The organism is Runella limosa DSM 17973 (genome assembly GCF_000482465.1).
Taxonomy (GTDB): Bacteria; Bacteroidota; Bacteroidia; order Cytophagales; family Spirosomataceae; genus Runella; species Runella limosa.
This window is the reverse complement of sequence record NZ_KI519420.1, coordinates 651361-666491: the sequence shown is the minus strand read 5'-3', so window position 1 is coordinate 666491 and position 15131 is coordinate 651361. Positions and strand designations below refer to the sequence as shown.

The following is a 15131-nucleotide window of genomic DNA, read 5'->3' as shown; positions in this document are numbered from 1 at the left end:
GGCTAGTTGAAACGTCGTTTAGGAGCAAGGTTGTATCGGATACCTACACCAGTAGTAAAGCCCGCGCCTTTGGAGACAAACCTTGCTTTATCGGTGGGTTCTTGGTTATTTTTAATCGCCACTTCCATCTGCGCAATGTTCATCATTCCGAACATTTGACGCGCATACATGCTCAATGTCCAACGGCGTGACAATGCCCAATGAATACCTGCATTGAGTTCGGCATTGATTGAATGTTGGCGAACCACCCCAACCGAACCTGAATACGCCAACGAATCAGTCCATGTATGCCCACGCGACGTGATTAGGCCACTAAATTTCGTAAAATTATAGGGTGTATTAGAACGAACGTATTGTAACCCTGCACCGAGGTGTGCTTCCAGTTTATCATGAAAAACCCGTACTCGCCAGTTGGCACGAATAGGGATACTCAAGAAACGAAAGGAGTTGGTTCCAATGACTCGGTCGGTTTGGTATAGATAGACAAGATTGAGCGGTAAAGCATACGCCCCCGTTTCTACCGAAAAATAAGGGTTCAAGATTCTTCCTACTTTGAGGCCGTAGATGGGCATAATCCCCGACCCTCCTGAGCTATATTTCTGGAGTTCCCCCGCCACCATGCGGGTTTGGCTACTTAAAATACCAACGTCGGTACCTACGTACCAGTGTCCTTTAAAAAGGCGGTTTTGGCAAAATCCTGACGACAACGAAAACCACCACAACAATCCAGCAAGCGCGTAACCGTGTTTCATGGGCAGGGAGGGTTAAAATTCTGAATCTGTGGCTAATATACGAAAATGTCAGATGCTTTTCAAACAAAAATTGGCCAAATAAAGGTTGCATACCTTTATTTGGCCAATTTTTGTTTGTAGCCTCTAAGTCAGACTGAATATTAAAATCGCAGGTTCGATCTGACTGGCGTCTGAACGCGTACTAAAACCAACCTGAACCCAAGTTGCGGAAAGGCCAAGGAATAGACAAGAAAATAACTACGAGTGCGATTAAGTAAAACGTAAACACCTTTGCGTGGTTTCCTTTTTTTCCTTGGGCGTTGCCGACCGTAATAAGAGCTACGGCAATAAGCATCCCAACAAGGTGCTCAACGGCAAAAAAGCGGTAAAATTTATCGCTCATCATATCAAATCGTACTTTCACACCAATGTTCATGAAGTACAAAATCAAACCGATAAGTAATTGTGTATGCGTCGCAATCATGGCAAACAAATACACTTTAGAATACGGGGCATTGCTTTCACTTTTCTTACCGAATGCCGTAATAATAGCCGCTATCAAAAGCCCTAATACGACATATCGCAAGCCTGAGTGGGCACGAACGAGAATTTCCATTTGGGATTGGGTTGTTTAAAGTGGCGAGCCACTGTTATCTGTTAATTGTTGACTAAATACCAGACTTTCAACTATTTCACAAAAATTGAAAGCGTTGTTGCTTCATATACGCCCAAGTTTGCATCCCGAACATTTTCCATGATAGGTCGTAGAGCACAGGTAGCTTCGTCGATGCAGTCGTCGCATTTTACATAAAAATGCAAAGACACACACGGCGTTGGGGCAATGGGCCCATCAATAACCCGAATCACTTGCGCAAAATTGACACGTTCTGGATCAACTCTCAGCATGTACCCTCCGCCTTTGCCTTTTTGGCTTGATAAAATACCGTGATTACGCAGTTCCAACAGAATAGCCTCTAAAAACTTCTTAGGTATATTTTCGCGCTCTGCAATATGAGAAATAAGCACAGGGCCTTTGCCGTGCTCTTCAGTCAAAACTTTCAAAGCTTTGAGGGCGTATTTGGCTTTTTTAGAAATCATGAGTTAATCATTATGGTTGAGGGTTATAAACGAAAAAGACTTTTTTGCAAATCTAGTCGATTTGAACAATAGATTATCATGTTCAACTCATATTTTTTACGACTTTTTTCTATAGTCTATTAAATTTGAGTACATTATACTTGGCCTAACTCAAACGATCTTTGAAACTATCGTAGCCATATTCTTTGACAAGTTTAAAAGTACCATTTTGCTGAAATATACCAATCGAGGGCAAATTTACCCCGTTAAAGGTCGTCGTTTTGACCATTGTGTAGTGAATCATGTCATCAAATACCAACGTTTGCCCGATTTCGAGCGGCTGGTCAAAGGAATAATCTCCCATAAAATCCCCCGCCAAGCAAGTCATTCCGCCCAGGCGATAGGTTGGTTTTCCTACCTGTGGCTCATGGTAAGCCCCCAAAATACGCGGCTTGTAAGGCATTTCAAGGGTATCGGGCATGTGCGCCGCAAACGAGGTATCTAAAATCGCCACCTCAATCCCTTGGCTATTGACAATATCCAAAACCGTGGAAGTCAAATAGCCCGTTCTCCAAGCAATCGCCGAACCTGGCTCTAAAATAACATCTAATTGGTATTTTTCTTTTAACCTTTTTACCGATTGAATGAGTTTTGGAATATCGTAGCCTTCACGCGTCATTAGGTGGCCACCGCCCATGTTTAGCCATTTGGCTTGGTGCAACAAATCTCCAAACCGCGCTTCCAAGGCTTCCAATGTTCTCTCAAGCACATCCGAGCCGTTTTCGCAAAGTGTATGAAAATGAATACCTTCAATACCCTCAGGAAGCGTTTCTCCAAAGTGGTCGCGAGTCACGCCCAAGCGTGAGCCAGGCACGCATGGATTGTACATGTCAGTATCTACTTCCGAATACTGCGGGTTGACCCGAATCCCACACGAGACACTTGCCTCTGGGTGAGTGGCATTGTAAGCACTTACTTTGTCTTTAAAACGGTTCCATTGAGAAAGCGAATTGAAGGTAATGTGACTACTGCGCTCCAATACTTCATCAAACTCGTTGTCTTTATAGGCTGGAATGTAGGTATGCGATGGGTATCCTAAATACTCATTAATCAGTTTAATTTCGTTTAGCGAACTCGCCGTTGCGCCAGGCAAATATTCCTTGACAATCGGGAAAGCACTAAACATCGAAAAACCTTTCAAAGCCAAGATGATTTGGCAGCCAGCCTCGTCCATCACTCCTTTGATAAGTTGTAGATTCTGACGCAATAAGCGCTCTTCCAATACAAAACAAGGCGACGGAAGGGTTGTAAAATCAATAGACATGTTATTTATATTGTCGAGTGACGAATGATTGAATCTTTATTTTATACAAATTTGTTGCGATACAGACGACAAATATAAAACTATAATATGAAAATCGGACTTGTACTGTCGGGAGGAGGCGCCCGTGGCATCATGCACTTAGGCGTTATTAAAGCATTGAACGAACAAGGAATCGTCCCCGATTTTATTGCTGGCACAAGCGCAGGAGCCATTGCAGGTACTTTGGTAGCTCACGGATATAGCCCCGACGAAGTATTGCAAATTCTGTTAAAGACCAATTTTCTCAAATACTTACGTCCCTCATTTTCAGCCCCAGGGTTACTGAAAATGGACAAAGTTGAAGATTTATACCTCCAATTACTCCCCCATAATTCGTTTGCCCAGCTCAAAACACCGCTCATTGTGGCGGCTACTGACATCGAACAAGGCGAAATCGTCTATTTTGACCAGGGCGAGCTCATTCGCCCACTTATGGCTTCAAGCTGCCTGCCAGGTATCTTTGCCCCCGTTAATTTTCAAAAAAGGATGTTAGTCGATGGGGCAGTTCTCAATAACCTTCCCATTGAACCCCTACTCGACCGCCAGGCAGATTTTCTCATCGCTTCCAACTGTAACCCACATTCCTTGGACAAACCCCTCAACTCTACGCGCACCATCATTGAACGGAGTTTGCTTTTGGCTGTTCGCAACAAAACCCAAGAAAGGCTCCAACGCTGTGATATTGTGCTCGAACCCAAAGAAGTAGGCCGTTATGATATTTTCGACGTGCGCAAAGCTCGTGAGATTTTTCAGATAGGTTATCGTTGTGCCCTCAAGCAACCAATGCTTCTTTCTTCCCTCTCCAAAAAGTAAGGCTTCCAATTTCATCAAATTGACACACTAAATAGACGAACTACCTTTTTTTAAAGACGAAAACCTCAATGACACACCTTGGTGTCAATAAAATTTAACATTCTTTTTTTACTTTTTTATTGTATTTTTTGAAGAATTTTATTTTAAATTTGCATCGAAAAAAAAACGTTGCACTGGGATTACCATGGCTTATTATTCGCCTAAAATACCTAGAATATTCGCTTAAAAACGCTTATAATAGCAAATTTTTCTTTCCAAAGTACCCATTTTTCCATAGATGATTTTTGGCAAATTGGCACTTTCGCAGAATTTACTTCCTATTTGATTTCTTGGATTATTTGATTTACTTTACGAACGGAATTTTCTTAACCTAACTAAATCTTGATATGACCCAAAACTCTACTTTCTCAATTTCTTCGTATTTCTTATAGCGCTGCTATTTTTCATTCCAGACAGACAGACAGACAGACAGACAGACAGATTCAAAACATCGAATAACACAAGCTACGTTCTTACCATAGTAGTCTTATATAGTTATTCTATGGTGTGGATTCTATAGGTATTTCTGTCGATGATTAGATAGCCGTTTTTGCTTTTGCGCTCACGCGATTTTCTTAACCATAACTAATGTTTCACTTATCTAACCAAACTAAATCAAATCAAACATCCCTATGAGGAAAATTCTATTTCTGAGCTTCCTGTTGATATGCGCAGGTTGTGTCACAGTAGTGGCTCAAGATCGCAAGATTACAGGAAAAGTGACCTCGGCAGAGGACGGGAGTGCCCTGCCAGGTGTGTCGGTAGTAGTAAAGGGTACGTCGAAAGGTGTGAATACCGACGGGAATGGAAGCTATTCAATAGATGCTTCTAACAGCTCTACATTAGTGTTTAGCTTTGTTGGTACAGTTTCTCAAGAAATTTCGGTTGGCAACCGTACCCAAATCAACGTTACTTTGGCAGCTGACACCAAGCAATTGTCGGAAGTGGTAGTAACGGCGGTTGGTATCCAGCGCGACAAGAAGGCGTTGGCCTTTGCCGTTTCTAACGTAAAAGGTTCTGACTTACAGCAACGTTCTGAGCCTGACCCACTTCGTGCATTGAGTGGTAAAGTGCCAGGGGTTAACATCACAGCAGGTAACGGTGCCCCAGGTGCGGGAACTCGTATCACCATCCGTGGTAACAACTCATTTACAGGTAACAACCAGCCCCTTTTCGTTGTGGACGGTATTCCTTTTGACAACGGAGTAAACTCTACCCAAGGTTACAACCAAAATACAGTAACCTCAAACCGTGCGTATGACATTGACCCTAACAACATTGAGTCAATGACGGTATTGAAAGGTGCGGCGGCTTCGGCACTTTACGGTTCGCGTGCTGCCAACGGGGTTATCGTTATTACCACAAAAGCAGGTAGCAAGTCTGCCCGTAAAGGATTGGAAGTAACCTACAATTCTTCTTATTCAATGGAAAAGATTTCTTCTATTCCAGACTATCAAAATACTTATACCCAAGGTTCAAACCAGACGTATAACGGTGGGTTTATCGGTAACTGGGGAACTGTATTCCCTTCTGAAGTAGATCGCGTCAACGCCGCACTTGGTTTTGAACGTTATTCAAAAATTATCGATCCAGATTATCCTGCAGGTACCATTCCTCACCCATTGGTGGACCAAACGGTAGCTTATGGCGCAGCACGTTATAAAACAGCTTTCCCTGAGTTATTACAAGCAAATGGCCGTGGTATTGCCGTACCTTTGCAGCCTTATGACATCATCGGTGGATTCTTCCGTACGGGTAATGTCATCGAAAACGGCGTTCAAATCAACTCTACTGGTGACAAAACTTCGTTGAACGCCTCTATGTCGCGTACCAAAAATGAAGGGATTATCCCAAATTCATCCACTGATCGTACAACACTTAGCTTTGGTGGAAATGCTACCTTGGTCAATGGTTTGAACGTTAGTGGTAGTGTCGCTTACACACGCACCAATCAAACAAGCCCACAATCAGGTGCTGGTTATTACGCCGACTACGGCGGACTTGCTTCTGCGGGTTCGATCTACGGTCGCTTGTTTTATCAGCCACGTAACTTTGACCTCGCTGGTTATCCATTTGAAAACCCAGTGGACGGCTCAAACGTTTATTTCCGTGCGTTGGATAACCCACTTTGGACTGCGAAATACAACCTCTATAGTTCAAGCGTAAATCGTGTGTATGGAAACATGGCATTGAGCTACGACGTAACGCCTTGGTTGAATTTGACGGCTCGCGGTGGTTTGAACACTTACTCAGAAATTCGCCGTAACACCATTCGCCCAGGCGGTACTTTCCAGCCATTGGGTTCAGTTTTACGTCAAGACTTGACCAATACTGAGGTTGACTTTACATTCTTAGCAACTGCCCAACATGACTTTACAGAAAAGTTCAACGCAAAGCTATTGGTTGGTTTTAACCCTAACGAACGTAGCTATAGTGAGTCAGGCGTAGCTGGGTCTCCTGTAATTGATCCAAACGTAATGACAACTGCAGCTACTTTGACCCAAACTGCCTACGAATATTCTCGTAAACGTCGTTTGTACGGTATTTTCTCTGAATTGACCTTGGGTTATGGCAACTATGCGTTTATTACAGCATCAGTTCGTCAAGACCACTCTTCTACATTACCTGCGGCTAACAATAGCTATTTGTACCCTGCTATTTCGGGATCACTTATCGTTACAGACATCTTAGCGCTTCCTAAGAATATTATCAATTTTGGTAAAATCAGAGCTAACTACGCTAAAGTAGGTAAAGATGCCGATCCATATCAGGTAAATACGGCTTACAACTTGAGTCGTACGTTTTACAATGGTACGGCCATTTCAACCGCGTCTCTACCAAGCCAGTTGAACAACGCTACTCTACGACCAGAATTTACTTCTGAAGTAGAATTAGGGGCCGAACTTCAATTCTTGAACAACCGCATTGGTATTGACGTAGCGCATTTTAATCGTGTTTCTACCGATTTGATTGTAACGCGCCAGTTGCCAAACACCACTGGTTTTAACACGGAAATTACCAACGCAGGTAAAATCTCAAACAAAGGATGGGAATTGGGTTTAACGCTTGTTCCAGTAAAATTGCGTAACGGCTTTACTTGGACTTCATTTGTAGCTTACACACGTATCCGTTCTAAAGTAGAAGATGCAGGCCCTGGAGGCGAAATCTTCATCGGTGGTACTGGTCTTTCGTCATTGGGAACTATCTTCCGTAATGGATTGCCTTATGGCCAAATCTACGGCTCAATCAATGCCCGCGACGAAAACGGCAACTTGTTGATTAACCCCAATACTGGTTTGCCAATCCGCGCGGCGAGTGCATCCATCATTGGAGACCCTAACACAAGATATACTGTAGGTTGGACAAACACAATATCTTTCAAAGGATTTAACTTGAATATCTTGCTTGACTACAAAGCAGGTGGAAGCTTGTTCTCATCTACTGCGGCATCGTTGTTGTTGCGTGGTCAGTTGAAAAACTCTGAAAATCGCGAAGGTATGCGCGTAATCCCAGGTGTATTGGGCGATCCAGCTACGTACAAGCCATTGTTGGGCGACGACGGTAAGCCTATCAAAAACACGATTGCGATGTCTGCCTTCCAATACCACTTCTCGGACGGTTATGGTGCATACGGTGCTGACGAAGTAAACATCTACGATGCTTCAGTAGTACGTCTTCGTGAAATCTCTTTGGGTTACGAAGTTCCTAAAACGTTCTTGAAAAAATACCTCAAAGTATTTGGTGGGCTCCGTGCCTCAGTATCAGGACGTAACTTGTGGTTCTACGCTCCAAACATGTTACAAGGTTTGAACTTTGACCCTGAAGTTTTGTCAAACTTCTCGGATTCAAACATTCAAGGATTTGACTTGGGAGCTTCCCCTTCAACACGCCGTTTTGGGGTGAACTTAACGGCAACGTTCTAACCAGTAGCCCAATTCATTCATCATTCAAAAGAGACATACAATGAATTACAAAAACATAGTTAAAACACTGTCGCTAGGAGGACTTATTGCCATTGCAAGTTCTTGTACTTTGACAGAATTGGATATTAACACCGACCCCAACCGCCCAGCGACAGGTTCACTAGCCCTTTTGTTACCTGTAGCCGAAAACGCCGCCATTAATGCGCACGCAGCGGTCAACAATGATGCCATGGGCTTTGCGGGTCTAAGCACGGTTAGTGACTCCTATAACCTTAGCAACACGTCTTACCAAGGCACTTGGAATGCGCGTTTCCGTGAGCTTCAGACCATCGAAGAAATGTTGAAAGCATCAGCCGATGGTAAAAACCCCGTTTACCGAGGCATTGCCATGACCTTGAAAGCGTTTTCGGTAGGTCACATGGTGGATATGTTTGGCGATATTCCTTACAGCGAAGCGTGGAAAGGAAATGCCACTGAACCCAACAAAACACCTAAGTTTGATAAGGATTCGGAAATCTATGAAGACCTGCTAAAATTGTGCGACCAAGCAGTTGTAGAATTGGCAAAACCACAAGCTGTAGCCGTACAAAACGACTACTTTGGTGGTGGTAGCGCTGCTACGTGGACGCGTATTGCAAAATCGGTGAAGCTCCGCTTGTTGCTTACGTCTCGTAAAGGCCGTGCCAACGGAAATGCCGAATTGAAAGCTGCTTTTGAAGCAGGTGGTTACATTACTACTGCCGCTCAAAACTGGTCGTATTTGTATTCTAAGCAAGTAGCTCCTGAAAGAAACACCCACCCTTGGTATGCAACGTACGCAGGCCTTGGTGACCCAAGCTACATCAACCACCAGTTGATGGGAGAAATGCTTCTAAACAAAGATCCACGCTTGCCTTTCTATTTCTATCGTCAGACAAGCCGTATCTTGGATCAAAACAACCCAACTGACCGTGGTACTACTCCTTTTGGTGGTTCTTACTTGCCATTGCGCGCTACATTCTTAGATGAGTATAAAAAAGCCTTTAGTATCACAGGCGATCTTCCTGCGGCTGACTTGGCTTACATCGCTGGTTTCTTTGGCCGTGACCGTGGAGACGTATCAGGAGCTGCTGCCGATGGAACGCTTCGCGCTACGCCAGGTTGTTATCCTGCTGGTGGAGTGTATTCTGACCGCAGTGTCGCTGCCGTAGGACTTACTGGCCAGGCTTCCCTTAACACGGGTGGTGATGGTCAATGGCCTATCATCCACAGCTGGAATACTAAGTATTACCAAATCGAGGCGATTTTGGATAACACAGGTGTAACAGGCGACGCAAAAGCGTTGTTTGAAGCAGCCATGCGCGAGCAAATGGCAGTAGTAGTAGCACAAGGGCTAAAGTCGGATCCAACCCGCGCCAAAGCACCAGCTACAGCTGATGTGGACGCTTACGTAAAAACTTGGTTAGGTCTTTATGACGCTGCTGCAAGTAATTCGGCGAAATTAAACGTCGTAGCCAAACAACTTTGGTTCTGCTCTTGGGGACAAGGAATGGATTTGTGGAACTTCCAACGCCGCACGGGTTATCCTATCCAAGGCCAATTTAAGCAGTTCTCGGTGGGTATCATGACCCCAATTTCTAAGCCACCACGTCAGTACGCGTTGCGTTTGCCTTATCCTCAGTCAGAAGGTGCATTGAACCCTAACGCATCGAAGTACATCACAGATGTGATATTTGACCGCGATCCAATCTTCTGGGACAAAGTTAAAGTAAAGTGGGAATTCTAAGAAAATGTCGAATTTAGAATGCAGAATGTCGAATTTTCCTCTTGACATTCTGCACTCTCTAAACATAAAGAAAGATAAAAATGAAAAAAACACTTATATATTCACTATCTCTGGCGATTTTCCTTTTGGTAGGATGCCGTGATGAATCGTTGAACCCAAACAAACCTTGGGAGCCGGGTGTCCATGGTTGGGGCGTTTTTGACGGAGTAGCTGAAGCTGGAAAAGCTAATATTGCAGCCAATGCAAAAACATTCCCTCTTGCAGGCCAAGACGGTGCTAAAATTGATTTTAAAATTCGTTGGGTGTCTCTCGACAATCAACTAACAGTCAACAAGATTGCTGTCAAAGTTGACATGATTGAGTCATATACCGACCCTGATGGCAACCCTAAAACAGTCTCTTTGGGTAGCGGCGGGAAAGTGGTAAAAACCATTGATGCACCTGCTGGAAATCGTCAGTGGAATACATTTAGCATTACTCCTGCGGAAATTTATAACCTTTACAAAGATGCAACTGTTAAGTATGATAAAGTAAATGCAGTCAAAGTATTTGATAACCCTGCTCGCCCTCGCCCTGCGGGTGCTCGTTTGCAAGGTGCTAAAACAGGTGCTGCTGCCGATGCTTTTGTAGTCACTTGGGAATTGACAACCTCTACTGGTTTGGTGTTCAAAGTATGGAACGAAGACAGTATCTGCCTTGACCCTACACCAGTATCACAAGCCAACGCAAACTGCCGCCTGAACTTTTCAGTGAAATAAGCACTTGTAAATGACTTGTATCAATAGCAGATTCTTCGGGGTCTGCTATTTTTGTTTTTGGGAGGGTTTTATTTATTTTTGATTTCTAATCTTATCTAAATGTACCTATGGAGCTTGAAGGGGAAGTAAGACGAATGAGCCGCAAGGTGGCTACTTTAGAAGATATTCTTTCAGATTATATTGTTATTACGGAGCGGGATAATCGCCAACTGCGCGCAGATATAAGGGCAATAGGCGACCGTATGGAAGCCGATACCGCTAAACTAAAGGCCGAGATGTCTGAGTTCAAAAATGGGATGTCTGAGTTCAAGAATGAGATGCGGGCCAGTACCAAAGACCTCCATAAGAAAATGGGCGATTTGAGTCGTAAGTTGGGTACGTTTGTGGAAGATTTTGCCGCCCCCAACCTGCCTCGTATCGCCGCAGAATATTTCAATGAACCTAATCTAGTCAACCATTTAGTGCGCTGGACGCGTTATAATCCAGCCAACCGCGCTGACTCGTTTGAAGCCGATGCTGTCACCGAGACTGAAAATATGGTATTCTTTTTAGAAGCCAAATTTTCACCTCGCAACGACGACATTAACGAATTACCCGCTCGTATTGAAGAGTTCAAAAAACGATTCCCAGAATTTAAAGGCAAAAACTTAGTGACCATCTTTGCTTCTTGGTCTATCAGTGAAAACCATTTGAGAATGCTCACAAAAATGGGTGTTTATGCCTTGGTCATGGGAGAAGAAACAATGGAGTTGGCTAATTTTGATGCCCTCAAATAATGCGACTGGGGTTAACGCTCTCTTTACTGTTTTTTATTACTAACTCGTGGGCTCAAACGAAGTTAACTTTTTATGAGCACATCCAACCCATCATTGCCAAAAACTGCACGGGTTGCCACCGCCCTGGTGGCATTGGGCCTTTTAGTCTTCAAACCTACCAAGAAGTAGCCAAACGGTCGGAGTTTGTGGCTAAAGTCACTCAAATTCGTTACATGCCTCCTTTCCCTGCCGACCGCTCTTTTCAGCATTATGCCAACGAACGCGGACTTACTGATGAAGAAATTGCGTTGATTCAGCAATGGGTAGCGCAAGGGAGTGTGGAAGGGAAGAAGCAGAGGGTAAAGGAGAAAGATACCTCCTTCGTCGGTATGACAAAAAATCGACAACCTGACCTGATATTAAAAATGCAAAATGCGTTTACGGTTCCCAATACGGGCGTTGAGGAGTTTAGGTACTTTCATATTCCGACTGGCCTGACCGAAGATGTGATGGTGGAAGCCATCGAGTTTTTGCCTGGCAACCGCAAAGTGGTACACCACAGCCGTGTGATGGTCGATACGAGTGGACGTATGGCGGGTTTGGAAGGAATGCACGGCGCTGACCCAAAATTGGCCGAATTTCAAAAGATTCCGATGGCCGATGAGTTTCTGTACGGCTGGGTGCCTGGCAATGACCGTATTCAGTTTCCTGATGGCGTTGCTAAGAAAATCAGGGCGCATTCCAACCTGATTTTGTACATGCACTATTCACCCTCCGCCACCTTCCAAACCGATCAATCAGAAATCCGTCTTTACTACACCCGTAAGCCCGTCGAGCGCGAAGTTCAGTCATTGATTCTTCACGAGCAGCACATCACCAACCCACCTTTTTTGATTCGCGCAAACCAAAAAGCGTCATTTTTTATGAGCTTAGGCCCGCTCAAAGAGGACATTTCAGCGATTTCGATTTTGCCCCACATGCACTATTTAGGCAAAACCTTCAAGTCGTTTGGAATCACGCCCGACGGCGACTTGGCTCCGTTTATTAAAATTGACAATTGGGATTTTAATTGGCAAATGACCTACCAATTTGAAAAGCTCGTGAAAGTACCCCGAGGCACCGTTATTTTGGCCGAAGCAGCCTATGACAATACGGAAGAAAACCTCCTCAATCCCTTCAAACCAGCCCGCGACGTAAGCTTTGGCTGGAATACCACCTCCGAAATGATGGAAATGGTGATTTATTACGTTCCCTACCGAACAGGCGACGAAAATCGATTGCAAATTACTGCTAACAAGTAACTGACTGACACGTCGGGCGTCGGGTTGTGAGCAACCCTCTCCACGGTGAGTCGGGTTGCTCACAACCCGTTTGGCGTGGAGGGTTGCTCACAACCCGATGTAATCAATCCAATCCAACAAAATCAGTATAAAATAGCCCTATCGACTTTGGCAGGAAGCGGGCCTACGGTGCTGATTTTCAGCGCGGCGATATTGGCACCTGCTTGGGCACATTCGGCAGGTGTTTTTCCGTCCAGCCACGCCGTCAAAAACCCTGACCAGTACGAATCACCCGCACCCGTGGCGTCTTTTACTTCAATGGGGCGACCTTCTATTTCGACGTAGTCTTTGCCATAATTAGACGAAACAATGCTTCCTTTTCCTCCCAACGTAAGACAAACCAACTGCGCCCCCATTTGGTGGAAAGTCTGAATAATCTCTGCATTTGAGCGAACTTCGCCAAAAATTCGCTCGGCGTCGTCTTCGCTGAGTTTCACAAAAGCGCCGTTTTTACAATAATCCGCAATCACCTGTTGGGCTTGCGCACGGTCAGGCCAAATAGGCGGTGCATAATTGGCATCTAGGCTTACGATACAGCCAGCAGCTTGCGCCCTTGCTGCCGCATCTACAATGGCGCTTTGGGCAGGCTCTTGGCTCAAGGCAAAGCAGGTAGTATGAAAAAACGACGCATTTTGGAGTAACTCGTCCGAAATATGTTCCCGTTGAATCATTCGGTCGGCCGTACGGTACGCAATAAAATCGGGCGTTCCTTTGGTACGTGACACCAGCACAATACTTGTAGGAGCCAAGGCATCTTTGGCGATATAAGTTGTATCAACGCCCGTTTCGGCCACTTTCTCAATGAGATAATTGCCCACATTGTCGGTACCGACGCACGACACCAACGCGGTCTGGTTGCCCAAACGTGCCATGTTGGCGGCTAAGTTGGCGGGGCTTCCTCCCTGAAAACGTTGGAAGGTAGTGGTGTCAGTTAAGTTTTGGGTAAACTCCGTTCCGATAAGGTCGGCCAGCAGTTCTCCGACCGATACTAAAGCGTATTTTCTGTTCATCATAGGTATATTAGTAATGGTCTGCAAGTTAGAAATGCTTTCGTGATTTGCAAACTAGAAGGTCTTGATAGACAAGGAATTTACTTTAACGCTGCTACCTTCTGAAGCAATTGAGATTTCTCCCGCGTTTTTGGTGGGAAACACCCAATTGGTCATTACTTTTTCTCCGCCTTGGGCAAACACCTCCACGATTGATTTATCTACCAATACCCTCACATACAATTTACCTTTTCGGAGCGGTACTTTTACCCGATCAATGCCCGAAAAACGGCGATGAAAGTCGGTCAAGCCCGATTTTGTGCGGTCGAGCGAAAGCTCTTGGGTAGCCACATCATACCGCAATACGGTCGCTTCCTCTCCACTTTGAAGCAATTTAAGTGTAAACCCTTCTGATTTTTGAGGTTGAATCGCCAGCTGCAAATCGTACGAATCTCCTTGAAAAGGCACTTTCCATACACCACTGATGGCCGTATTTTTAGCCACTAACGCCTTTTTACTCATCACTTTTTGCAACACAGAAATAGGTCGTTGAAAAAGCCGATAACCGTTGGGTGTCATGCGTAGCGACATCTCACGCGGTACTGAAAACGCACCTCGCCAAGTATCGCCCGTAGGAATATCATTGGCATATTCCCAGTCGTTTACCCAACCTATCATGATTGGCTTTTTATTTTTTGCGGGAAGATTATTAAACGGAATCCCCGCATAGAAATCTTTCCCTTCGTCCACGTATAAAATTTCTTCCTGTTTTTGAGAAACAAATTGCTTCCCATCAAAGTCACCAACAAAGTACTGCATCGCCAAATACCCTTTTTGCCGATGCCCACTCGAAATCATCAATACCCACTTCGATTGGTTTTTACCTTTCCCTTCCACGGGTATTTTAAGCAGTGAAGGACATTCCCAAATCTTGGTCATATCGCCTTGTTTGCCAAATTCGCTCAACAACGCCCACGTTTTCAAGTCTTTGGATTCATAAAACTGTACGGTGTATTCCAGCGGTTTTACCACCGTCATAATCCAAGCATTGTGTTCAGGATACCAAATTACGTTGGGGTCACGAAAGTCTTTCATTCCCAAATCTAGCACAGGGTTTTTCTCATACAGTTGCCATGTCCGCCCTTTATCGCTGCTATACGCAACGCTTTGGTGCTGTGCTTTTCCTTCAATGTGCGACGTGTAGATGGCTACCAGCCCTTTATGAAACCCTTCCTCAAAAAAGCCTGAGGTATTGAGGCTATCGACCACCGCACAGCCCGAAAACACCATGGTCGTTGTGCCGTCTGCATTGGGATATTCGGGTAGCGCAACGGGTAGAGTCTCCCACGTCACTAGGTCTTTGCTCACGGCATGTCCCCAGCTCATGTGCCCCCATTTGTTACCAAAAGGATTGTACTGATAAAACAAATGATATTCCCCATCAAGATAGACCAGTCCGTTGGGGTCGTTCACCCAATTTTTGGGAGGAGTATAATGGAACGTTGGTCGAAAATCTTGCGCCAATCCCGAAAAAAAAGTCATCAAAAGGCAAACGCTAACCAATAGCTGTTTCATAAA

Annotated in this window: 12 protein-coding genes; 6 read left to right on the top strand and 6 right to left on the bottom strand. The window is 44.7% G+C overall.

Annotated features, from left to right (window positions below):
• Positions 1–2: 2 nt before the first annotated feature.
• From K339_RS0112720 to nspC, 4 genes are all read right to left on the bottom strand, one after another.
• Complete coding sequence (locus K339_RS0112720) at positions 3–752, bottom strand: hypothetical protein (protein ID WP_028523919.1); 750 nt, start codon at positions 750–752, stop codon at positions 3–5.
• 181 nt (positions 753–933) lie between these two features.
• Positions 934–1347, bottom strand: coding sequence for a hypothetical protein (locus K339_RS0112715; protein ID WP_028523918.1), 414 nt, complete (start codon positions 1345–1347; stop codon positions 934–936).
• Between the two features lie 71 nt (positions 1348–1418).
• Positions 1419–1829, bottom strand: a complete 411-nt coding sequence (locus K339_RS0112710) for an RrF2 family transcriptional regulator (protein ID WP_028523917.1) — start codon at positions 1827–1829, stop codon at positions 1419–1421.
• 145 nt (positions 1830–1974) lie between these two features.
• Positions 1975–3132, bottom strand: a complete 1158-nt coding sequence (gene nspC, locus K339_RS0112705; RefSeq protein ID WP_028523916.1) for a carboxynorspermidine decarboxylase — start codon at positions 3130–3132, stop codon at positions 1975–1977.
• 87 nt (positions 3133–3219) lie between these two features.
• Between nspC and K339_RS0112700 the strand changes: the two genes are divergently transcribed.
• The 6 genes from K339_RS0112700 (at position 3220) to K339_RS33565 (ending at position 12525) form a co-directional block, all read left to right on the top strand.
• Positions 3220–3984 (top strand): patatin-like phospholipase family protein, encoded by a 765-nt coding sequence (locus tag K339_RS0112700; protein WP_028523915.1) that lies wholly within the window; start codon positions 3220–3222, stop codon positions 3982–3984.
• A 671-nt stretch (positions 3985–4655) separates the two neighbouring features.
• The gene (locus K339_RS0112695) at positions 4656–7946 is read left to right on the top strand and encodes a SusC/RagA family TonB-linked outer membrane protein (protein ID WP_028523914.1); all 3291 of its coding nucleotides are present in this window, start codon (positions 4656–4658) and stop codon (positions 7944–7946) included.
• 40 nt (positions 7947–7986) lie between these two features.
• Positions 7987–9711 carry a SusD/RagB family nutrient-binding outer membrane lipoprotein gene (locus K339_RS0112690; RefSeq protein WP_028523913.1) on the top strand — a complete coding sequence of 575 codons (1725 nt, stop codon included), beginning with the start codon at positions 7987–7989 and terminating at the stop codon, positions 9709–9711.
• An 80-nt stretch (positions 9712–9791) separates the two neighbouring features.
• Positions 9792–10469, top strand: coding sequence for a hypothetical protein (locus K339_RS0112685; RefSeq protein WP_028523912.1), 678 nt, complete (start codon positions 9792–9794; stop codon positions 10467–10469).
• 107 nt (positions 10470–10576) lie between these two features.
• A complete protein-coding gene (locus tag K339_RS0112680) occupies positions 10577–11245 on the top strand; it encodes a hypothetical protein (RefSeq protein ID WP_028523911.1) in 669 nt (222 codons plus the stop codon).
• Positions 11245–12525 carry a monooxygenase gene (locus K339_RS33565; RefSeq protein ID WP_051397985.1) on the top strand — a complete coding sequence of 427 codons (1281 nt, stop codon included), beginning with the start codon at positions 11245–11247 and terminating at the stop codon, positions 12523–12525. Before K339_RS0112680 ends, K339_RS33565 begins: the two co-directional genes overlap by 1 nt.
• A gap of 122 nt (positions 12526–12647) precedes the next feature.
• On the opposite strand, the gene K339_RS0112670 is transcribed toward K339_RS33565, so the two are convergent.
• Together K339_RS0112670 and K339_RS33560 are read right to left on the bottom strand one after the other, a co-directional pair.
• A complete protein-coding gene (locus K339_RS0112670) occupies positions 12648–13577 on the bottom strand; it encodes a carbohydrate kinase family protein (protein ID WP_084332198.1) in 930 nt (309 codons plus the stop codon).
• A gap of 51 nt (positions 13578–13628) precedes the next feature.
• Positions 13629–15128: a glycoside hydrolase family 32 protein gene (locus tag K339_RS33560; protein ID WP_037300255.1), complete on the bottom strand. Its 1500-nt coding sequence runs from the start codon at positions 15126–15128 to the stop codon at positions 13629–13631.
• Positions 15129–15131: the final 3 nt, after the last annotated feature.

Excerpts from the sequence above, each read along its gene's own strand:
- K339_RS0112720 (WP_028523919.1), bottom strand. The coding sequence starts at position 752 with ATGAAACACGGTTACGCGCTTGCTGGATTGTTGTGGTGGTTTTCGTTG.
- K339_RS0112715 (WP_028523918.1), bottom strand. The coding sequence starts at position 1,347 with ATGGAAATTCTCGTTCGTGCCCACTCAGGCTTGCGATATGTCGTATTA.
- K339_RS0112710 (WP_028523917.1), bottom strand. The coding sequence starts at position 1,829 with ATGATTTCTAAAAAAGCCAAATACGCCCTCAAAGCTTTGAAAGTTTTG.
- nspC (WP_028523916.1), bottom strand. The coding sequence starts at position 3,132 with ATGTCTATTGATTTTACAACCCTTCCGTCGCCTTGTTTTGTATTGGAA.
- K339_RS0112700 (WP_028523915.1), top strand. The coding sequence starts at position 3,220 with ATGAAAATCGGACTTGTACTGTCGGGAGGAGGCGCCCGTGGCATCATG.
- K339_RS0112695 (WP_028523914.1), top strand. The coding sequence starts at position 4,656 with ATGAGGAAAATTCTATTTCTGAGCTTCCTGTTGATATGCGCAGGTTGT.
- K339_RS0112690 (WP_028523913.1), top strand. The coding sequence starts at position 7,987 with ATGAATTACAAAAACATAGTTAAAACACTGTCGCTAGGAGGACTTATT.
- K339_RS0112685 (WP_028523912.1), top strand. The coding sequence starts at position 9,792 with ATGAAAAAAACACTTATATATTCACTATCTCTGGCGATTTTCCTTTTG.
- K339_RS0112680 (WP_028523911.1), top strand. The coding sequence starts at position 10,577 with ATGGAGCTTGAAGGGGAAGTAAGACGAATGAGCCGCAAGGTGGCTACT.
- K339_RS33565 (WP_051397985.1), top strand. The coding sequence starts at position 11,245 with ATGCGACTGGGGTTAACGCTCTCTTTACTGTTTTTTATTACTAACTCG.
- K339_RS0112670 (WP_084332198.1), bottom strand. The coding sequence starts at position 13,577 with ATGATGAACAGAAAATACGCTTTAGTATCGGTCGGAGAACTGCTGGCC.
- K339_RS33560 (WP_037300255.1), bottom strand. The coding sequence starts at position 15,128 with ATGAAACAGCTATTGGTTAGCGTTTGCCTTTTGATGACTTTTTTTTCG.